General features: G+C 68.8%; 18 protein-coding genes. 12 read left to right on the top strand and 6 right to left on the bottom strand.

The annotated features are described in order from the left end of the window. Positions 1-22 precede the first annotated feature (22 nt). On the top strand, positions 23-1132 hold the full coding sequence (locus ABZU74_RS13205) for a carboxypeptidase-like regulatory domain-containing protein (RefSeq protein WP_355422304.1): 1110 nt from the start codon (positions 23-25) through the stop codon (positions 1130-1132). Positions 1133-1325: 193 nt separating this feature from the next. Here the strand turns inward: ABZU74_RS13205 and ABZU74_RS13200 are convergent, their stop codons facing one another. After that, on the bottom strand, positions 1326-2429 hold the full coding sequence (locus ABZU74_RS13200; protein WP_355422301.1) for a serine hydrolase domain-containing protein: 1104 nt from the start codon (positions 2427-2429) through the stop codon (positions 1326-1328). A 344-nt stretch (positions 2430-2773) separates the two neighbouring features. Between ABZU74_RS13200 and ABZU74_RS13195 the strand changes: the two genes are divergently transcribed. From ABZU74_RS13195 to ABZU74_RS13185, 3 genes are all read left to right on the top strand, one after another. Continuing rightward, entirely contained in the window at positions 2774-4129 is a 1356-nt protein-coding gene (locus ABZU74_RS13195) for a sensor domain-containing protein (RefSeq protein ID WP_355422298.1), read from the top strand. Next, positions 4126-4773 carry a response regulator transcription factor gene (locus tag ABZU74_RS13190; protein WP_355422295.1) on the top strand — a complete coding sequence of 216 codons (648 nt, stop codon included), beginning with the start codon at positions 4126-4128 and terminating at the stop codon, positions 4771-4773. The genes ABZU74_RS13195 and ABZU74_RS13190 overlap by 4 nt, the downstream gene beginning before the upstream one ends. A gap of 66 nt (positions 4774-4839) precedes the next feature. Continuing rightward, complete coding sequence (locus ABZU74_RS13185) at positions 4840-5406, top strand: hypothetical protein (protein ID WP_355422292.1); 567 nt, start codon at positions 4840-4842, stop codon at positions 5404-5406. A gap of 130 nt (positions 5407-5536) precedes the next feature. On the opposite strand, the gene ABZU74_RS13180 is transcribed toward ABZU74_RS13185, so the two are convergent. Together ABZU74_RS13180 and ABZU74_RS13175 are read right to left on the bottom strand one after the other, a co-directional pair. After that, the gene (locus tag ABZU74_RS13180) at positions 5537-6547 is read right to left on the bottom strand and encodes a mechanosensitive ion channel domain-containing protein (protein WP_355422289.1); all 1011 of its coding nucleotides are present in this window, start codon (positions 6545-6547) and stop codon (positions 5537-5539) included. A 302-nt stretch (positions 6548-6849) separates the two neighbouring features. After that, a complete protein-coding gene (locus ABZU74_RS13175) occupies positions 6850-7242 on the bottom strand; it encodes a nuclear transport factor 2 family protein (RefSeq protein WP_355422286.1) in 393 nt (130 codons plus the stop codon). 285 nt (positions 7243-7527) lie between these two features. Here ABZU74_RS13175 and ABZU74_RS13170 point away from each other — a divergent pair, with 285 nt between their 5' ends. Next, positions 7528-7878 carry a hypothetical protein gene (locus ABZU74_RS13170; protein WP_355422283.1) on the top strand — a complete coding sequence of 117 codons (351 nt, stop codon included), beginning with the start codon at positions 7528-7530 and terminating at the stop codon, positions 7876-7878. Between the two features lie 103 nt (positions 7879-7981). Beyond that, positions 7982-8287, top strand: coding sequence for a hypothetical protein (locus tag ABZU74_RS13165; RefSeq protein ID WP_355422280.1), 306 nt, complete (start codon positions 7982-7984; stop codon positions 8285-8287). 133 nt (positions 8288-8420) lie between these two features. Here ABZU74_RS13165 and ABZU74_RS13160 read toward each other — a convergent pair whose 3' ends face one another. Beyond that, positions 8421-9890: a PLP-dependent aminotransferase family protein gene (locus ABZU74_RS13160; RefSeq protein ID WP_355422278.1), complete on the bottom strand. Its 1470-nt coding sequence runs from the start codon at positions 9888-9890 to the stop codon at positions 8421-8423. Positions 9891-9937: 47 nt separating this feature from the next. Between ABZU74_RS13160 and ABZU74_RS13155 the strand changes: the two genes are divergently transcribed. Together ABZU74_RS13155 and ABZU74_RS13150 are read left to right on the top strand one after the other, a co-directional pair. Next, entirely contained in the window at positions 9938-11287 is a 1350-nt protein-coding gene (locus tag ABZU74_RS13155) for an FAD-binding oxidoreductase (RefSeq protein WP_355422275.1), read from the top strand. 340 nt (positions 11288-11627) lie between these two features. After that, entirely contained in the window at positions 11628-12482 is an 855-nt protein-coding gene (locus ABZU74_RS13150) for an endonuclease/exonuclease/phosphatase family protein (protein ID WP_355422272.1), read from the top strand. Positions 12483-12700: 218 nt separating this feature from the next. On the opposite strand, the gene ABZU74_RS13145 is transcribed toward ABZU74_RS13150, so the two are convergent. After that, on the bottom strand, positions 12701-13198 hold the full coding sequence (locus ABZU74_RS13145; RefSeq protein WP_355422269.1) for an LURP-one-related family protein: 498 nt from the start codon (positions 13196-13198) through the stop codon (positions 12701-12703). A gap of 547 nt (positions 13199-13745) precedes the next feature. Between ABZU74_RS13145 and ABZU74_RS13140 the strand changes: the two genes are divergently transcribed. Both ABZU74_RS13140 and ABZU74_RS13135 read left to right on the top strand, forming a co-directional pair. Beyond that, on the top strand, positions 13746-14537 hold the full coding sequence (locus ABZU74_RS13140; protein ID WP_355422266.1) for a hypothetical protein: 792 nt from the start codon (positions 13746-13748) through the stop codon (positions 14535-14537). Between the two features lie 29 nt (positions 14538-14566). Then, complete coding sequence (locus ABZU74_RS13135; protein WP_355422264.1) at positions 14567-16132, top strand: hypothetical protein; 1566 nt, start codon at positions 14567-14569, stop codon at positions 16130-16132. Positions 16133-16165: 33 nt separating this feature from the next. Here ABZU74_RS13135 and ABZU74_RS13130 read toward each other — a convergent pair whose 3' ends face one another. Then, a complete protein-coding gene (locus ABZU74_RS13130; protein ID WP_355422261.1) occupies positions 16166-17155 on the bottom strand; it encodes a HEAT repeat domain-containing protein in 990 nt (329 codons plus the stop codon). Positions 17156-17653: 498 nt separating this feature from the next. Between ABZU74_RS13130 and ABZU74_RS13125 the strand changes: the two genes are divergently transcribed. After that, positions 17654-18280, top strand: a complete 627-nt coding sequence (locus ABZU74_RS13125; protein ID WP_355422259.1) for a DUF642 domain-containing protein — start codon at positions 17654-17656, stop codon at positions 18278-18280. A gap of 493 nt (positions 18281-18773) precedes the next feature. Then, a complete protein-coding gene (locus ABZU74_RS13120) occupies positions 18774-19928 on the top strand; it encodes a serpin family protein (protein ID WP_355422256.1) in 1155 nt (384 codons plus the stop codon). The last annotated feature ends 140 nt before the right edge of the window (positions 19929-20068 follow it).

Here is a 20068-nt window from a genome sequence, read left to right as displayed (position 1 = left end):
GGAGAAGAGAAGGTGGTGGGAAGTGACGACCCGCTCAAGTGTCCGATGGACCCGTGCGGCCGCAATGATCACGCTGGCCGGGGGGACGCTCGCGGTGTCGGCGGCACCCGCGACGGCCGCCCCGGAGACCGTCCGCATCCTGAGCGTGTCGGCGGAGAACGTGAAACCCAACGAGACGGTTCGCGTGCAGTTCCGCGTCACCAACAACGGAAGCAAAGCCGAAACAGCCATCGTGGTGGTCGGCGGCGGCTTGCGATGCACCTCCGGATGCCGGGCAGAGCCGAACCTCGGACCTGGCCGGAGCCAAACCTTCGACGCGACGCTCGTCGCCCCCGACGCTCGCCCGGGTGAGATCACCGGCCTCAACATCTCGATCGGCGTACGGCTCGGCGGGCAGAACAGCTATGACTTCAAGATGGTCTACGTCCACGGCCCGGGTGCGTCGTCGTCCGGCGGGGACAAGCCGCCAGCCGGTGTGAAAGGGGTATCCGGCCGGGTCCGCGACGCCGGCGGAAAGGCAATCGGCGGCGTGGACCTGACCGTCCGGGACAGCGCCGGGCATGCCTACCGGGCAACCAGCAGCCCCAGCGGCCAGTTCTCGATCACGTCGAGCGCCAGCAAGACGATCGCCGCGGGAACCATCACTGTCAGCGCGGCCAAGGACGGATACCGGACCGCTCGCACGACCGTACGGGGCAGCGCCGGTGACGTCGCGACAGTGCGGCTGACCCTCTCTGCGGTGGCAGCGCCCACCAAGGCATCGCCGTCGCCCGAGGCGGAGGCAAGCCCTCTCGCCGCAGCGGGCGACGGCACCCCCGAGGCTGCGGCGCCCAACCTCAAAACCGTCAGCGACGAGGAAAGCGGTTCGTCGCCGTTCTTTCTCCTGGGCGGCGTGCTGGTCGCTGCGGGCCTAGCCGCGCTCACACTGCTCGTGATGCGTCGGAGAAACACACCGGACGCGGTGGCGGAGGCGGGTGGCCCCTCGACGACCCAGCTGTTGCCGCCCACCGGCGGGGGCATGGTCGACGCCCCGACCGCGGTACTGCACACCGGGCCGGTCGGCGGCGGGTTCCCGGGCTCGTACGGCGCGCCCCCGCAGGGTGGCATCCACCAGAACGACTACCGAGGCTGACAGAAGCATGTGTCCCCGGACCTGAGCCTTCACCGAGGTCGAGGTCCGGGACATCGACCCTCCGGAGCTGCCCGAGCGCCTGCTCGCGGGGCCGGGGTCGTGCTGGCCCGGTTCCCCGGGTCGTCAGGCAACAACGCCTGGCTGCCCGCGCGCACCGACCCGGGGAGTCGTCTCGTCGAGAGATGTTGGCCGGTCAGGCGCAGAGGGCCTCGGTCATGAGCGCGTCGACCGCGGCGAAGACGACGGCGTACTCACCTCGGAAGTTGGGCGTGAGCGCGATCGTGACCTGGCGGTGCCGGTCCTCGGTAGAGAACGACCAGGATTGGTACGCCAGGGTGCCGCCGTCGTTGCCGTACACCCGGATTCCGCACGTGGTGTCTCGCCAGGCCAACCCGAGTCCGTAGCTACCGCCCTCGACACCCGGTGTCTTCATCTCGGTGAGGAGGCGATGCGGGAGAAGACGCCCGCCCAGCAGTGCGGCAAAGAACCTGTTGAGATCCGTGGTTGTAGAGATCATCTCGCCAGCTGCGCCGAACACTGACGGATTCATCCGCGTGTAGTCGAGAAGCTCCATCTCGCCGTCCTGCTGTGTCGGCACGTAGCCGTGTGGATGCGGTCCGCGAATCTGCGACGACGTCCCTGGCACTGCGGTCTCGCGCAACCGCAACGGCTGTGTGATCCGGCGTTCGATCTCCTTGCCGTATGGCTGACCGGTCACCTTCTCGATGATCTGGCCGAGCAGAAGATAGTTGGTGTTCGAGTACGCGTAGGCCACACCCGGCTGGTCGGACGTCGGCGGGTTGGACACCGCCCGCTCAATGAGTTCGGCCGGAGTCCAGGTCCGCCATCGGTTGCTCAGGAACTCAGGCTCAGGCGGCATCGGCAGTGTCTGGACGTAATCGAACAACCCGCTGGTGTGGTTGAGCAGTTGGCGCACGGTAATGCGGTGACCGTCGGGAACGACTCCGGGCAGCCACGATTCGACCGTATCGCCAAGCCGCAGCCGACCCTCGCCGACGAGCTGCAGGACGACGGTAGCGACGAACGTCTTCGTGATGCTGCCCACCCGGACGCGGCCGTCAACCGGGACCGCCCTCGTGGTCTCCAGTTCGGCGACACCGCTGGCGCCCCGCCAGATGCCATGCGGGTCACGCACCTCCGCCAGCGCACCCACCGTGCCGGCGGCTACGACATCGTTCAGCCGACGCTGCAGTTCGACGCGATCCGCCTCTTGTGGCGCGGCAGTGGCAGCACCCGGGGCGGCAATCACTGCCAGCACTGTCGTCGCGATCGTCATGGACCGGAGCACACGTTTCATTCGGTCTCCTTGAACAATTCCGTCCTTGGTGTTTACGGAAGACCACGCTAGGCAGGCCATCGCCCAGGCGGGACCCGGCTGACAGCCGTCTTTTGCTGGGGGTTTTCCCCCAGACCGCTCCACGCGCAGCCAGCCAGCCCGCCACCTACGGGCTCAGCGATGGGGACCCGCGAGCTGAACCCAGCCGGGCCGGGAGGCAGGGATGCGTGAGCAGAAGGCAGGCCGGAGCGGGTAGGACAATGGCCGGCATGGGCCCTCCGGTGACGCCACCGACAGCAGACGCATCGTCCGGCGGCCAGGGTCGGGGCAGGAGTTTGTGGGCGGTGGCCCGTGCGGCGGTCGTGGCGCCGTTCACCCGGCGACAGCTTCGCGAGCTGTCATTCTGCCTGGCCGGACTGCCGTTCATCCTCATCAATCCGCTGGTGCTCTTCGTTCTCACCGTGGACATCATCTGGTTCGTGGCCGACGGCGGGCGAGGTAATCCGTCGGTGGGCGAGATGGCCATCGCCTGCGGCTGCCAGGGACTGCTGCTCGTACTGCTGGTGTCGACACCGGCGGCCCGGAGGCTCGGCTCACTGCAGCGCCTGCTCGCGACCCGGCTGCTCGGGATGCGAGTCGGGGCGCCGCCGCCGCCGGCGCGGCGGCGGCCCGGCGGTCGGGCCTGGTCCGGCCCGGGCCCCCGGGACGGGGCCGGCTGGCGGGTGATGGCCTACCAGTTGGCCAAGCTGCCGGTCGGCCTGATCGAGCTGTACGCCGTGTTCTTCTGGGTCGGCGGGCTGGTCAACCTGGGTTACCCGCTCTTGTGGGGGGCGTTTCGCAACCATCCGCCGGGGGTCCAACTGAGTCCAGTGCCGGTGTTCACGCCGTTCGGGTTGTTCGGCGAGGGCACGTTCCGCGTCGCGACCTTCCCCGACACGTTCGCCGCCGCAGCGGCGGGAGCGGCGATGCTGCTGGCCGCCCCGTGGGTCACCAGGGCTGTCACGTCAGTCGATGCCTGGTTGATCCGGGGCTTGCTCGGGCCTGGGCGGCTGGCGCAGCGGGTCCACGACTTGGAGCTGAGTCGGGCGCTGGCCGTTGACGACTCCGCCGCCATGCTGCGGCGGCTCGAGCGGAACCTGCACGACGGCGCGCAGATCCGGCTGGCCACGTTGGCCATGAACCTCGGCATGGCCCGGGAGAAGCTCGGCAGCGACGGCGAGGTTCCCGACGCCGCGGCTGCCCGCGAGCTGGTCGACACCGCCATCCGGGGTGCCAAGGACGCGCTCGGCGAGCTGCGCGGCCTGGTCCGCGGGATCCACCCACCGATGCTCGACAACGGGCTGGCGGACGCCCTCGCCTCGTTGGCCGCCGACAGCGCGATCCCGGTCGAGCTGCGGGTCGACCTCCCGGTCCGGCCCGCCCCGGCGATCGAGACCATCGCGTACTTCTGCGCCGCCGAACTGCTGGCCAACGCGGCCAAACACAGCCTCGCCAACACGATCGCCGTCCAGGTTGTCGAACATCGGGACGTACTGCTGCTCAGCGTCACCGACGACGGCACGGGCGGTGCCGACTCGGGCCGGGGCAGCGGCCTATCCGGGCTCACTTCCCGGGTCGCCGTGGTGGATGGCCGGCTCACCATCAGGAGCCCACCTGGCGGCCCAACGAAGATCACCGTCGAGCTACCGTTACGCGCATGAATGCGCGGGTCGTCATCGCCGAGGATGCGGCTCTGTTCCGGGCGGGGCTCACTCGGCTGATCGAGGACCGCGGCCATCAGGTGTGCGCTGCCGTGGGCGACGGCGACGGCCTGCTGGCCGCGGTGGCCGAGCATCAGCCCGACGTGGTGGTGGCCGACATCCGGATGCCGCCAACGCACACCGACGAGGGAATACGTGCCGCGCTCGAGATCCGCCGCCAGCATCCCCGCACCGGTGTGCTGGTGCTGTCCCAGTACATCGAGACCAGGTACACGTCCCGGCTGCTGGAGGGCAACGCGGCAGGCGCCGGATACCTGCTCAAGGAGCGGGTGGCCGACGTCGCCGAGTTCGCCGACGCGCTGGAGCGGGTCGCCACCGGCGGCACGGCGCTCGACCCTGAGATCGTCGGCCGACTACTGCGCTCCAGCCGCCGCGCTGACGGCGTAGCGACACTCACCGCACGTGAACGCCACGTGCTCGCGCTCATGGCAGAGGGGCGGTCGAACGCAGGCATCGCCGGCGCGCTCCTGGTAACCGGCGGAACCGTGGAAAAACACGTCACCAGCATCTTCGACAAGCTGGGCCTCCCCGCCTGCGAGGCAGACAACCGTCGCGTCCTCGCGGTCCTGCGCTACCTGGATTGACCGAACACTCCAGCTTCCGCGGACCGGCGCCCCCGAGGTTCGTGCGAGCCGCAGAGCGCCCGGCTGTTGACCGGCATGGTCCGCGCCAACCGCCCGGGGCGCGCCCTGCTCGGCCTGTCCAAGCTGCTGGTCGGCGCGTTCGGCACGGCCGCGTTCGCGCTCACCACGGACACCATCTGGCAGATAGGCGATGCACTCGGCGGACTGCGGCTCACCGTGATCATGCTGCTCGGGCTGACCGCGTTGGTGGCCTGGCTGATCGTCGCGCACGACCTGTGGGAGAAACCAGACCGTGAGACATCGGCTGATTTGGCTCGGCTGTTCAACCTGGGTACGGTCCTCACCCTCACGCTGGCCACGGCGGTGTCCTACGTGGTGCTGCTCGTGGGAACGGTGCTCGCCGGGGCGCTGCTGATCGACACATCCGTGCTGGAGCAGACCTTGCAGCGGCCGACCAGTTTCAGCGACTATTTGACGCTCGCCTGGATCACCAGTTCGCTGGCCACCGTGGGGGGCGCGATCGGCTCCGGGCTGGAGAACGAGGAAACGGTTCGTGCTGCCGCGTACGGATACCATCCTGAACCCGGCGGCTGGCGGGACGAAAAAGAGAGGCAGCCCCACGCCGGCAGGTAGTCGACGCGTGCCCCGCACAGGTCGCGGGGAACCCTCCAGGCGCGCCCTCACGGCGGAAGACGGCTACTTCCACCGCGATCTGCGGCTAGAAGGACAATCATCGGCGCGGGCGGGCCGTCGGACCCGCCGGTCAGGGCTGATACTGACCGCGGGTGCGGGGCAGCCACTGGGGATGATGGTCACGCAGGTAGCTAACCAGTCCCTCACGCAGGTCGCAGCGCAGGTCCCAGGCGCTGGCGCCGTCGGCGGCCGAGGCCTGCACCTGGATGACCACCGTCTGGGGGGTGGCGTCGACCATTTGGAGCACCCACTGGTCGCGGTCCCACAGCGGTGAGGACTCGACCAGCCGGCGAGCCTCCCGGCGCAGATCATCCACGTCGGTGGTGTGGTCGACATGAATCTGCACCTTGCCGACGACCCTGGACTCGTTCCGGGTCCAGTTCTGAAACGGCCGCTCAGTGAAGTACGTGGTCGGCAGGATGAGCATCCGCTCGTCCCAGAGCCGGATCACCACGTTGGTCAGCTTCACCTCCTCAACCCGGCCCCATTCACCGTCCACCACCAGCACGTCGCCGACGTGCAGACCGTCGGCGAAAGCGACCTGGACACCGGCGAACGCGTTGCCGAGCGCGGTACGGGCCGACAGGCCGATCAACGCGCCGACCACTCCCGCCGACGTCAGCACGGAGACGCCGAAGAGGCGTACCGGCCGGAAGGTGATCAGGATCAGGCCGATCGCGACAATCGTGACCACGGCGACGGTGAGCCGCCGCACGGGGCGGATCTGGGTGCGGGCCCGCCGGACCCGCCGGCTGGCGACCGCGTCACCCGGTAGCCGACTGAACGCGACCGCCTCGGCGACATGCAGCGCCTTGATCACTAACCATGCCCCGGACACGACCAGGACCACCAGGACGACGTGCCGCAGATGACGCTGCCACCCGGCCGGTCCCAACGGCAGCGCGAAATACAGCGCCCCGACCAGCAGGACCGCCGCCGCAGGGCGGCGGCAGGCATGCCGCAGCGGCTCTAGAAGCCACGTGTAATGGCCACGGGCCACACGGCGGACGAGCATGCCGGACACCAGGTCCACGACCACCGCCGCCGCCAGCGCGGCTACTACGATCAACGCGGTACGCATCAGAGGCCGTTCACTGTGATCCCGATGCCAGCTTCCCCCGACTCCCTGCCCAGTCCACGGAACTCAGGGTGCCACCCCGCCCAGTGGTAGGCGGCCCACTCGGCGAACAACCGCTGACCACGCCTGCGTCAGCCGACCGTCGGTTCGTTACCGGGTTGCCGCCTTGACCGCACTGCTCACTCCGCCGACACCACCCGAAAGGGTGGCAGAGCTGCATGCGTGTCCGAGACCCATTGCCTCGCAGCCGACGACGCTTCGCGCCATTTTCGGGCTCACGCAGGTCCAGCTCAGCTGTGGACGTGCTAGCCGGCGGTGGCCTCACGCTGGATCTGCTCGAACTGGGCGGCCATCGCGGCGGCCAGGGCCTGCGCGGCGGACAGCGGGCGAATCATGACCGTGAACTCATCGATCAGGCCGCTCTCGTCCAGGTGCAGGAAGTCGCAACCTTCGACGGCGGCGTCGCCGATCCGCGCCTCGAATACCAGCGCATGTTCGCGATCGCCGTCACCGCTCAACTCACGGACGTACCGGAAGTCCTCGAACACCCGTAGCACGGCGCGCAGGATCGCCGCGGTGATTGCCTTGCCCGGGTAGGGTTTGAACGCCACCGGGCTGCGAAAAACCACATCGTCGGCCAGGGCCGCCATCATGGCATCGGGATCGCGTGCTTCAACCGCCGCGCGAAAGTCGATCACCAACCCAGCGTACGGGGTTTCCTTGGCCGCCGGTCGCCCAGTACCCGTCCAACCGGCACCACGCAACATTGGCAGCAGATGAACCTGACAAGTTCGGATTTCGGCCGCCCTGTCTGCGAACCCGACGTCCCACCGGCTATCTGCCGTTGATGCGTCCGAGTGACCGCAGGAGCATGTAGCGGCCTCTCACGACGGAGTCGCCGATGTGCTGGCGAAGACCCGGCCTGACGTGCCGCCGCTCGAGTCGTCCCGATTCGGCGGCCACTGCCGGGGAGAATGCACTCCATGGCGAACACCGACGCGCGACGGCGCTGGCGAGAGCAGCAGCTTGCGGAGCTGCGTCGACGGCTCCATCCGGATGTCGCTCAGGGTGACCTCGAGGGATTCGCGTTGGTGCGTCCGGACGGATCCCTGACGGCGGAGGTCGTCCACGTGCAATGGATGGACAACCACCCGGCAGGTCCCAACACTCACGTAACGGTCTCGTTTGCCGACGGGTCGAACGTGGAGTTCGAATTTGATGTCCCAGTCGTGAAAGCCCGAGCGGCCGATCTGCAGCTGGCGAGCCGAGATGACGTCCGTCGGGCAGCGCCGTCCGGGTGGGGAGCAGACGCCGGGCGCTGGGAGGAGGCCTGAACCGTCGCGTTCGAGGCCTCCGACTACCTGTCATGCGGCGGAGGAGCGCCCGCCGTCAGGAGCGCGGAATGCCCTGGTTGTGCACCGCTGATTAGATGTGCTGATGGGTCCGTGGGAAGCAACATTGCTCGTTATCGCCACAGTCGGGTCGGTCGGGGCTGCGGCCGGAGCCTGGTTTCAGGAGAGGCGCAGCTCGGCGACCCAGCTCGCGGCCATCCAGCGGAAGCTCGATCTGGTGATGGATCACCTCGGCATCACCGCGCCAGTGGAGGCAGAAGTAGTCCGGCACCTGGAGGGCGGACGGACGATTGAGGCTGTTCGGGCCTACCGCAAGCAGACTGGCACGAGCCTGATCGAGGCGAAGCAGGCGGTGGACCGTATAGCCGGCCGGCTCCGTCTCGAGCGGTAACGCCGCGCTCGCCGGCCAGGTGAAACGTCGATCCGTCGGCGGGAATGCTGAGTCGGCCTCCACCACAATGTCCGCGCATTCCGAACTCTTGAGCGGTGTGGATCGCCGACGCCGTGGGGCTGTCGCGGCGCGCTCAGGAACCCCCGACCGCGCCAACGCCACCTTCGGTGGCGAGCGCTTTCCGGCAGACTTGCGCACGGACCTCTGCGACCGCCTCGGCAAGGGCTTCCACTCCGTCGGTGATGGAGCGTTCGGTGAGGGTGGCGTAGCCAAAGATCAACCCGCCGGGCCCGGTGGGGCTCAGTCGGTACCGGGTGACGCCTTGCACGACCAGTCCGCGCCGGGCGGCGGCGGCCACGACCGGGGCCTCGTCGAGGTCGTACGGGAGCCAGGTTACGACGTGTTGGCCCGCCGCGACGCCGACCGGTTCCAGTTCGGGTAACCGTGCGCGCAGCGCGGCCAGGAGTGCGTCGCGGCGGCGGCGGTAGACCGGGCGCATGCGCCGTAGGTGCCGGTCGAATTCGCCGCGGGTGAGGAAGTCGGCGAAGGTGAGTTGGTCGATGACGGGAGAGCCGCGGTCGGCCCGTACCTTGGCCGCCGTGATTTCGTCGACCAGGTGTGACGGTGCGAGCAGCCACCCGAGGCGCAGCCCTGGCGCCAGGGTCTTGCTCGCTGTGCCGCAGTAGACGACGGTGTCGGGTGCCAGACCCTGCATGGCGCCGACGGGCGAGCGGTCGTAGCGGTACTCCGCGTCGTAGTCGTCCTCGATCACCACGGCGCCGCGACGCTGCGCCCAGCCGATGACCTGCGCCCGCGCGGTGGCCGACAGGACGCCGCCGGTGGGCCACTGGTGCGAGGGCGTCAGCACGACGGCGTCCGCGTCGGTCTGTTGGAGCTTCTCGACGAGAATGCCGTCGGGCCCGACCGGGACGCCGATCACGTCCAGGCCGACGGCTTCCGCGACGAGGCGGGCGTCGTCGTCCGCGGAGGGGTCCTCGACGGCCAACCTGCGGGCGCCACGCGCTGCGAGCACCTGGAGTATCAGCGCGATTCCTTGGCCGTAGCCATTGCAGATCACGACGTTCTCCGGGCGGGCCGATGCGCCGCGAACGCGGTTGAGGTAGTCGGTCAGGGCTGCGTGCAGTTCGGGTACGCCTCGTCCGTCGAGGTAGGAGAAGCGTTCGTTCGGCGTGGTGGTGAGGACTGTTCGCACCGAACGCAGCCAGGCGGCGCGGGGAAATGACGACACGTCGGTGCGGCCGTACCCGAAGTCGATCCGGGCCGCCGGCCGGTCCCCGCCGCGCCGAGCCGCCGCGGGCGGAACAGGCTCGACCGCCACCTGGGTGTAGCCGCCCGCCCGGCTGGTGAGGTAGCCCTCGGCGACGAGTTGCTGGTAGGCCTCGACCACGACGCCGCGTGAGACGCCCAGGTCGGCGGCGATGGTGCGGGTGGGCGGCAGGGAGGTTCCGAGACGCAACCGGCCGGCCCGGATGCTGCCCCGGATCGAGGCGGCTATCTGCCGGTGCAGCGGTTCGCTTGCGGACCGGTCGACATGGATGAGCAGGTCCTCCGCTGTGCTCGAATTGGTCCTGCTTCGGCCCATGGAATCGGACCTTACCGGGTGTACCGATTTCCGTCAGGCTCAGACGTATGACAACGACCAGTCCCCGCTTCGACGGCCGCGTCCTCACGCCGGGTAGTCCCGCTTACGACGCGGCCCGCACGGTCTGGAACGCCATGATCGACCGGCGCCCGCGGATGATCGTGCAGGCCGCGAGCGTCACCGACGTGGTGACCGCGGTGCGCCTGGCCCGCGAACTCGACCTGGAGATCGGGGTGCGCTGCGGCGGGCACAACGTGGCCGGTCACGCCGTCCCCGCGAACGGCCTGATGATCGACCTGACCCCGTTGAACGGCGTTCGGGTGGACCCGATCCGGCGACGCGCCCGGGTCCAGGGCGGCGCGCTGCTCGGCGCACTCGACCGGGCGTCGCAGCCATACGGCCTCGCCACGACCGCGGGTAACGTCTCGCACACCGGGGTCGGCGGCCTGACCCTCGGCGGCGGCATGGGCTGGCTCGCCCGCCAACACGGTTTGGCCTGCGACAACGTCGTCTCCTACACTATGGTCACCGCGGACGGGGAAGTGGTGGCCGCGAGCCGAACCGAGAACCCCGACCTCTACTGGGGCCTGCGCGGCGGGGGTGGCAACTTCGGCATCGTCACCGACTTCGACTTCCAACTGCACCACACCGGAACGCAGACCCTGGTCGCCGAGTTCGACTTTCGCGCCGAGGACGCCGTACCGGTTCTCGAAGGCTGGCGGGACCTCAACGCCGTCGCGCCGCGGCAGGCGACCTTCACCGCCGACGTCAACAGCACGGCCGGGGGTCCGATCGCCACCGTCGGCTTCGTATGGGTCGGCGACCCGGCACAGGGTCACCGGTTGCTGCCGGCGATGCGCGCGCTCGGGCGCCCGGTCGCCGAGCGGATCACCACCCCCTCATATCTGGAACTGCAGCAACGCGACGACACCGTCGGCGGTCACGCCTACCGCCGGTACTCCAGTGCGCACTACCTGCGGCAGTTCCCCACCGCCGCGATCGAGGCGTTCCTGCTGCGCGGCGCGTCGGACCTGCACAACGGCACCGACCTGGCCGGCGTGGGCCTGCAGGCCCACGGCGGCGCCATCGCCGACGTCGCGGATGCCGACGCGGCGTTCAGCCACCGCGGCACCATGTTCGAGTTCGGCGCCGGCTCCCGCTGGACCGAGCCATCCGAAGACGACCTTCGGATGGCAGCGACTCGCAGTGCCGGAGCCGCGCTCGACCCGTACGCCGACGGCGTCTACGTCAACTCGCTCGCCGCCGACGAGGGGCAAGGTGGGGTACGCCGCGCATACCCGGCCGCCAAGCTCGCCAGGCTCACCGCACTCAAGACGATCTGGGACCCGCACAACGTGTTCCACCTCAACCACAACATCCGGCCCCACAGCCAGTAGCGCGGCCGCTGCTCCCGCCCAGCCTGCTTACCGCCTGTTCGCGGCGCAGGGCCCTGGCGGCTCTGCTTCGGCAATCCCGCCCGCGCCCGGGCTGACGAGCCCTCGCCGCTGATCGGTCGTTCTCGCTGCAAGCTACGGCAACGCTTGTTCGGGCCTGTTCCGTACAGGTTCGATCCGGGTCACTGCACCCCGCGCCCCGATAGCTTCGACGTGCACCTCGGCAGTCCGATCCTGCCGATACCGCTGTCCCTTGTCTCCCGTCGGAATCGACGCCGAGGAGGTAGCGGGGCTCTGCTCGCGGCTCGTGCGACGGCACGAGCGGTTCGAGGAAGGATTCTCCATGAAACGATCGCGCTCAGTCCGTTGGGTAGCGGCCTCTGTCGCACTCGTCGCCGGGCTCACGGCGCTCGGCCCGACACCCTCCGTCCACGCCGGGCAGGCGTCACCTCCCAGAACCCCGTCCGCCGTCGCGGCGGCCGAGACCACTGTGATGACCTGGAACATCGCCGGTGGCGCGATAGACGCCGGCGCCGACAAGTGGGCGGAGCACATCAACGTGCTGCTCGCCGATGTGGTCGGTCTGCAGGAGGTGTGCCAACACCAGGTGTACGACATCGAGACGAACCTGGAGGAGGTCACCGGCGTCTCCTGGGAGTCCCGGTTCGGCGTGGCCCAGAACTTTGCCGCCTCCTGCATCGGCCCGTACGGCCAGGCATTCATGATCAAGTCCTCGGCGCAGCCGCGGGACTGGCTCAACCACCCTTATCCGCATGAGGAGGCGGGATGCGGGCAGGACCCGGAGGAGCGGGCGGCCCAGTCGGTGACGGTGACCCTGGGCGGCGTCGACGTGAGGGTGTTCAACACGCACATGGCCACCGAGGGACGCGCGTGGTGCCAGGTTCCCGTACTGATCCGACTTGCCAGCCACTGGCCGAACTCGATCGTGATGGGTGACTTCAACCTGCGCCCGACAGACACGCCGATGCAGCAGTTCACCACCGCCGGCTTCCGCAACATGCATCCGAACTCGTACCTGACTGTCAGCAACGACCCAGAGGACTGCAACAAGAAGCCGACCATCAAGTTTGACTACATCCTGGTCCGGGGCTCCGTCCGCAAGAGTTTCGACCTCTTCCCGATGTGCAACGACGCCTCCGACCACCGCGCGCTGATCGCCGGCGTGCTCACGCCGTAATCGGCGTCCCGGAGGGCACGGCCGGCGTGGACGTGCCCTCCGGGACAATGTGATTGCCGCACATGGAGGACCGTGGCAGCGGACCGCCGCCACCAGGTCAGGCAGCGCAGCGACCGAACGTGAGCGAGCGGCGTCGGGGAGCCTGGGCGCCGGCTTGTCGAACTACCAGATCCCAGCCAGGAGCCCGGCCCCGAGCGATGCGGCTGCCGCCCAGGGGGTCAGTCCTCGTCGCTCTTCTTCTTGTCGCGGTTCATGGCGAGGTCGAGCGCGAGGACGCTGCCGATGATGAGCAGCGGGTCGACGCCAGCGGTGACCTGAACGGCGTAGGTGTCCCGGATCGTCAGCCACCGCTTGGAGACCACAGCCACCTCGGTGCCGTCGCGTTCGATCACGTACTCGTGGTCGAGCAGGTCACCCTTCATCTCCAGGTCGTCGGGCCCCGGCACGTCGATGGTGAACTTGTCGCGGAACGGCGTGAGCAGATTCTTGCGGACCTCTGCGGCCTTCTCGCCGCCGATCCGGATCTCGTACGTAGGACGCAGCGCCACCAAGTGCCGGTGCAGCGTGGCGACCTCACGGCCGGAGGCGTCCTCGATGAGGACTTTGTTGCGGACGCTGAGCACCTTGCCGTCGACGTGGAAGACCTTGGTGCCGTGCTCGTCGAGCACGTCGAAGTCGTCGCCGATCGAGAAGAACCGCTCCCTGATGACAAACATGATTCGATTCTCCCCCATCGGGCACTGAAGTGCCGGCCGTGCACTCCCGGCCCCTAAAGCCGCCCCGCTGTCCGCTCCGCAAGAATGACACCGCTGCAACGGCGCACGCCGCGCCAGAAACCATGTCACCGCCGACGGCGGAATCGACGAGGGCGCCCCGGAATCTGCCCGAGGTGCTCGGCGAACCACGGGCGCACTGACGATCCCGTCGGGCTTCCGATTGCCAATCGGTCGGTCGTCACTATCGTCAGGCTCGCCCGACCGACCGTAACTCGCCACCTCTCGCCCACTTGGTCACCGGCGTGATCTGCGGTACGAGCAGCGGGGCCAGCCGGCCACCGAGGTCGCCGTCGTCGTCCCGTGGGCGCGATGATCAGATCACCCACCGTGGCCGTCCGCCCGATGTCCGTCTATGTCTTCGGCTGTCCACAATCGAGGCCGGACCTGTCCTGCGCTTGCCGGCCGGGTCCAATCGCCCTCACCCACGACATCACTCGGCGGTCAATACACCATGTCCAGTAAACGGAGACCGCGGCCTTCTCCCCCCGTGGCAGAGGCGCGCCAGCCGGTGGAGAAGCCAAAGACGGCCTGGGACCGATTCATCAAGAAGCACGCGTTCCTCTATGCCGCGGTGTTGACCGCGCTCGCCACCACCGTGGTGACCGCGCTGATCGCAAACGTCCCAAAGACAGTGGAGTCCGTCTTCAGCGGCGGCGATCCCAAGATCAGCGTCGAGGACGACAGCATGTCGCTCACCGACCTCTCCATCGTGTACGCGGACAAGATCGACCGACCCACCGGTGGGATGAGCGCCGACCTGCCCCGCGGCGGCGTGAAGGCCGGACACACCCGGACCAAGATCGTCGTATACAACTCCACCGGCGCGGCGATCCGCATCACTGATCTTCGGGCGCGGATCACGAAGCGGTCCGCGCCGCTGTCCGGCGCACTGGTGGCCCGCACGTCACAGGGCGCGACCAGCGAGATCATGGGGATAGGGCTCTGGCAGGACCCGCCGATCGCCCGCACGCTGGGCCGCAAGCACGAGCTCGGAAGCGAGGCCTTCTTCGCGGTCCAATCAATCGACATCGGTAAGGAACAGACCCAGGTCATCGAGGTGACCGCCTTTCCGGACGAGCATTACTACGAGTACGACATCGACATCAGCTACCACCGCGGCGGCGAGCAGAAGACAGTGGTGGCCCAGGACGATTCGATGCGTGTCTCCGGTTACGCGGCCACCTACCGCTCTGCGTTCACTCCGACCGGCGAGCGCTACGAGCCGATGAGCGCGGAGGAGGTCGCGTCGTGGTCGAGCAGCCACCAGGCCGACAGCTGAGACGGCAACGTCGGTGGCTGCTACTGCCGGTGATTGTTGTGGTCGTCGCGGGCGGAACCTGGGCGATCCAACGCACGACCGGCCGCCCGGAGCCCGCCGCTGCGCCCAGCCGGGCGACGCTCAGCGAGCAGGAACTGCGCGATCTGCTCAGTCACCCGCCGGCGCCGCTGACCTTCGCCGGCTTCGACGAGGACACCGAGTCGAACGGCGGGCCGTGGCCACCATCCTGCACCGGCCCGCCCGATGCAGAGGGGCGGTCGCCCGACCTGTTCTCCGGCAAGCTCACCGCTCCCTCGTACGCCCCGTCGTACCGCGATGGGGACGTCGGCGTCAGCATCCTGCTGGAGCGGGTGCTGCCAGAGTCCCGGGCGGAGGTCACCCAACTCCTCAGCGACCCGGCGCAGTGCCTGCCGGAGGAGTACGAACCGGCGAACTTCAACCCGGCCATCCCCCAGACCCAGACCTGGGAAACCGAGTTCCCGGCCGACCTCGGGGACGCCGCCCGGCTGGTGCGATCGGTCAACCTGAACCCGGGCGACTCGAACCCTCTGGCCATCCTCGGCCACGCCCAGGTGATCGCCATCTCCGGCGCCTGGATCATCTCCGCCGTCAGTGAATTCTGGGAACCCGCGCCGTCCCCGGATCCGTCCGGGGAGGGCCCACCGGAGGAGACGCCGGACCCCCGCAATCCGGACGCCGTCCACGCCACACTCGCTCTGCCCGGACTTGTCCGCACCGTGCTGAAGACGTTCGACGCCGCCGTGGGAACCACCTTCGCCACGCCACCGGATCCGGCGAAGCCATGCACCGCCGAGGCGCTTGGCGAGGACGACCTGCGCAACACGACCGGCCCGGCCCTCATGCTCGCCGTGCTGGTCCACGACGCCGCCTGCCGCAACGATGCCGAATGGCTCGGGGACTACCGGGCGCCCACCTACTTCGTCGACGGCGAACTCCGCACCGGCATCGACGCGCACACCACCGACGGTAAGCACGTGCCCGACCTGCCCGCACTCGCCGAGGCGATCGAGACCGGGCCGGCACCCTCGGCCGGCAAACGCCCGGTCTTCGCCGCTCGCGGCTGGACGTTCGCGTTGGACCCCCGCTTTCCCGGTCTCTCCGGCTACCTCGGTCACAGCACCCGCTGTGCGACCGCCCCGGCCAGATCGGATGCCATCTGCGACGCCGCCCGAAACGATGGCGTCGTGGGTCTGGACTGGGAACCGCCCGGCATGGCCGCTGGCTGCGACGGCCGTCCCGTGGACATCAGGCAACGGCTCTATCTCAGTCACCGCTCGGCGACCCTGCCCGACCTCGCGGTCCGCGCGACCTGCCCGTCGGTGTCGACAGGCAACCGCCCCTACGACGTCACAGTGCTCGACGGGCAACGCAGCACCGGTGACCGGGCCGAGGTGCTGAGTCGCCTGGTGACCGAGGGGGACGGGTACGTAATCGGCCCGCTCGACAGCGAGGACCGCACCCTGTACGTCCCGGTGGAAGGGACGCTCGCCGGCGAGAACCGCTGGGAGCGGATCACTCTGGGCGTCGAGTGGAACGGCACGTCGTACAAGGTCGTGAGCCGGAAGGTGGGTTGATCGGGCCGCCGTCAGCGGACGCACGAGGGCGATCTAGCCGGCGATCTTCTGCCGGGTGGCGATGGCGGCGGCGTGCAGCATCTCGTCGGCGCGCATCTCGGCGTCGAAGCCGCCGATATTCATCCCGGCTCGGCGCCGGGATGCCACGAATCGATCCAGCCGGTCGAGTACCGGCCGCGCGTGCGATCCCATCGCGGCGAGGACCCGCAACGCCTGTCGCCCGTACAGGTCGTCGAACAGGTACTCCGGTAGAACCTCTACCAGTTCGGCGGCTACCGCAGGGCCGTCGTGCAGCCATAGTGCCCCCGCCGACTTCAGATGCCCGAATCCGGGAGCTCGGAACAGGTTCCGTAGCTGCTTGTACTGGCGGGGGGTGAGCCCGCCGTGCTCGGCCAGCCAGGTAAGCAGAGCCGATGCGATCCCGTCTCGGCCAGGATGTTCCGGCCGGCCGCCGAGATACTGGTCGGCCACCGTACGGTCCGATGTGACCTTGAGGAGCGCAAGCGTCGCGCCTTGCGTCGGGTACTGCCCCAGCAGCGCTGCCGCAGCAGCGGCGGCTGGCCCGATCCGTCCCAGAACGTAGATGGCACAGCTCGGAGTGTCGTTCTCGGCCCCTTCGAGTTTGGCAATGACCTCCGGCACCGCAGCAGCAGCCGGACCGAAAGCGGCCAGCACCCGCATCGGTAGGGCCGGCGCGCACGAATCCGGCAGCGCGGCCAACATCTGCCGGGCGGCGGCCACCGACGCCTGTGGATCAGCGCCCGCCCGGGCAACCGCCTTGAACGCCTCAGCCAGGCGCGGCTCGTCGCTGTCGGACAGCATCAGCCGTACCAGATGCGGCACCGCCCGGTGGTCGCCGACGCTGCCCAGTGCGGTAGCGGCCACCGCACCGAGATCAGGATCATCCAGCATTGACGCGAGCTCGTCGGCGGCCAGACGGGACGCGGTCAATGACGCCGCCAACGTGTGCAGCGCCGCCGACCGCACCTCGGAAATTTCATCCCGCAGGAGGCCGGTCAGCATCGGCGTCCCTCACGAGCACCGCGGCACGCAACGCGTAACCGCTTCTCGGCACGCCCAGATGAACGCCAATCCATTCGTGCCGCTTACCGTAGCCGTGAGTCGAGACATGGTGAGAGCGTGGGGATGAGCCTCGATATCTCGGTGTGGATACCGGACGGCGACGCCCACGCCGGTCGGGACGTTGTGGCGGATCCGCCGGGCACCAGCACCGGAGTGGGAGCTGAAGGTCATCGTCACGAACTGTGGGGTTCCGCAGCCACTCGGCGTCTCGGTTACGAGCCTGACGGCAATCCTCTCCGGGCAACTAGGCGTCAAGACCCTCCGATACTCAACCGTTGTCAGATTATGGCCGGCTTATGGGAATTGAAGGGCCTTGCGAGCCTTTGCGGCGTCGCCGTAGCGTCACTGATGGACCTCGATTCCCTGGCGCGGGTTGCAGATCCGCGAGACGAAGTCCGGGGCACGGCCCCAGCCGATGATGACTTCGGGAGGACAAGCATGGCGACGAAACGTCCGCGTACCCATCGCACTGCCATCGGAGCGGCGCTGGCGGTGGCAATGTCGGTCCTACTCACCGCCCTCTCTGCCAGTCCAGCCGCGGCGGCCACCGTCTTCACCGACGGTTTCGAGAGCCCCGCCATCACCGACGATTTCGTCGAGTTCGCCGCCGGCCAGCAGTTCGGCCCATGGACCGTCACCACCGGCACGGTCGGCCTGACCCGCGACTGGGAGGCCGCAGAAGGTAACCAGTCACTCGACCTCAACGGGTTCAGCCCAGGAGCGGTCGCCCGAACCTTGCCCACGAAGCTGCTCACCACCTACCGTGTGAGCTACGCCCTGGCCGGCAATCCCGACAACGGCCCCCTCATCGTGACGGGCAAGGTCACGGCGAACGGCCAGATGGTCGACAGCTTCACCTTCGACACCGCCGGCCACACGCCATCCGACATGGGATACGTATACCGGACGTTCTATTTCACCAACGTCCTGTCCCCCGCTACGGTTCTGCAGTTCGCCAGCACCACGGTGGATGCCTTCGGCCCGGTCATCGACGACATACGGGTCGAGAGCTGCTTGCTCGTCATCTGCCCCACCGGAACGGCCGCGGCCGTGCGAGTCGCCTAGGTCCGTCTCGGCCGGCTGGCCGAGGGCTCCCTGCCAACCGGCGAATGCCTGACACGCGACGGCCCAGGCGACTACGCCGTGTTGCGGCACGATCTGCTCCCCCAACCGGGCTCGCACCGGGCCGCCAACCGCCGACCGATCGTGAGCTGCCGGCACAGCGCTGGCGCCAGCGCCGGCTCTCGCAACCACGTCGGTCGATCGGGGAGGACGCTCGCGATCGCGCCTGTCAGCGACATGAGCGGATGTCTCGCTGATCGCGAGTTTCGTCAACGCACAAGTGGCAGACATTCCCAAACTTCGATTAATTCGCCGTCGCGTCTGGTGGGTCCCCGTGGGGCTGCTCTACCGTCGACACATGGTCTCGCGTCGATCTGTCTTGCGGGCGATACCGCTTGCGGCCGCTGCCCTCACCGCCGCCCCAGGTCATTCCCGTTGCCTCGACCCGTCGTCGACCCCGACGGATGCCGAGCGCGTACCACCGGACCCCGCCACGATGCAGGCTACCGCCACCGCGGTTCGCGGCTTCACCAGCGACCTCTATCGCGCACTGGCCTCGACCCGCGCAGGCGGCAATGTGGTGTGCGCGCCGTACTCGGTCGGGCTCGCGCTCGCGATGACCAGGGCGGGCGCCGGCTCGACCACGGCGGACGAGATGGACGCCGTGCTCCACGCGCCGCATCCGCGCCCCAGCGCGCTCGACAGCGGGCTCAACACGGTCGATCAGACGCTCGCGGACCGGTACCGGGACGGCGACGGGACCAGGCAGCCTCGGCTGACCACGGCCAACGGGCTGTGGACACGACTCGACCTGGGCCTGCGACCCGAGTTCCGGGACACCCTGACCGGCTACTACGGTGCCGCGCCGCACCCGGTCGACTTCGGCGGCAACCCGGAGGTGGCCCGCCAGGAGATCAACACCTGGGTGTCCGATCGGACCAACACGAAGATCCCGGAGCTGTTGCAGCCCGACGCCGTGAGCCCCGACACCCGTCTGATGCTTACCAACACGATCTACCTCATGGCAGCTTGGAAGTACCCATTCACCGCGACCGCCACGGCGGTAGGACCGTTCACCCGGGATGACGGCAGCGTCGTCGACGCCTCGATCATGCGCGGACCGTTCGACAGGATGGGCTACCTCGAGGGGGACGGTTGGCGCGCAGTCGACGTGCCGTACGCGGGTGACGGGCTTGCCATGGCCATCGTCATGCCGACCCGGGGTGATCTCGCCGCGGTCGAGGCGAACCTCGATGCGACCTGGCTGGGCGCGTTGCTGACCGGGTTCCGGATCACCGACGTCGAGCTACGCCTGCCCCGATGGAGGTTCCGCCTGCCGGCCGAACTGGGAGGCGCGCTGAGCAGCCTCGGCATGCCCACGGCATTCACGTCACAGGCCGACTTCACCGGCATGAGCACCGAACCAGCCCTGTGCATCGACGACGTGGTGCACGAGACGTTCATCGCGGTGGACGAGAAGGGTACTGAAGCCGCAGCCGCGACGGCCGTCGTCGTCCGGCCGCCGTCGATCCCGCAAGGGCCGCAGTTCTTCGTCAACCGGCCTTTCCTGTACGTCATCCACGACCGGCCCACCGGCGTACCGCTGTTCCTCGGCCGGGTCCACGATCCACTGGCCACCGGCTCAGCCTGACCGGACCGACAACCCGGAATTTCCCACATCACCAGGCAGGGTCGGTCTTGCCGCGCTGCGCGCCTGCGGCCGAATCCGTTCCGGCATCCGGCCTACGACGGAGGTCTGCGGGCCGCGCCCGGTGCGGGCACGCGGTGGAA

The organism is Micromonospora sp. NPDC005171 (genome assembly GCF_040608575.1).
GTDB lineage: Bacteria > Actinomycetota > Actinomycetes > Mycobacteriales > Micromonosporaceae > Micromonospora.
This window is presented reverse-complemented; position numbering and strand designations above follow the sequence as displayed.

Excerpts from the sequence above, each read along its gene's own strand:
- ABZU74_RS13155 (WP_355422275.1), top strand. The coding sequence starts at position 9,938 with ATGACAACGACCAGTCCCCGCTTCGACGGCCGCGTCCTCACGCCGGGT.
- ABZU74_RS13145 (WP_355422269.1), bottom strand. The coding sequence starts at position 13,198 with ATGTTTGTCATCAGGGAGCGGTTCTTCTCGATCGGCGACGACTTCGAC.
- ABZU74_RS13120 (WP_355422256.1), top strand. The coding sequence starts at position 18,774 with ATGCAGGCTACCGCCACCGCGGTTCGCGGCTTCACCAGCGACCTCTAT.
- ABZU74_RS13180 (WP_355422289.1), bottom strand. The coding sequence starts at position 6,547 with ATGCGTACCGCGTTGATCGTAGTAGCCGCGCTGGCGGCGGCGGTGGTC.
- ABZU74_RS13190 (WP_355422295.1), top strand. The coding sequence starts at position 4,126 with ATGAATGCGCGGGTCGTCATCGCCGAGGATGCGGCTCTGTTCCGGGCG.
- ABZU74_RS13130 (WP_355422261.1), bottom strand. The coding sequence starts at position 17,155 with ATGCTGACCGGCCTCCTGCGGGATGAAATTTCCGAGGTGCGGTCGGCG.
- ABZU74_RS13170 (WP_355422283.1), top strand. The coding sequence starts at position 7,528 with ATGGCGAACACCGACGCGCGACGGCGCTGGCGAGAGCAGCAGCTTGCG.
- ABZU74_RS13165 (WP_355422280.1), top strand. The coding sequence starts at position 7,982 with ATGGGTCCGTGGGAAGCAACATTGCTCGTTATCGCCACAGTCGGGTCG.
- ABZU74_RS13150 (WP_355422272.1), top strand. The coding sequence starts at position 11,628 with ATGAAACGATCGCGCTCAGTCCGTTGGGTAGCGGCCTCTGTCGCACTC.
- ABZU74_RS13200 (WP_355422301.1), bottom strand. The coding sequence starts at position 2,429 with ATGACGATCGCGACGACAGTGCTGGCAGTGATTGCCGCCCCGGGTGCT.
- ABZU74_RS13125 (WP_355422259.1), top strand. The coding sequence starts at position 17,654 with ATGGCGACGAAACGTCCGCGTACCCATCGCACTGCCATCGGAGCGGCG.
- ABZU74_RS13160 (WP_355422278.1), bottom strand. The coding sequence starts at position 9,890 with ATGGGCCGAAGCAGGACCAATTCGAGCACAGCGGAGGACCTGCTCATC.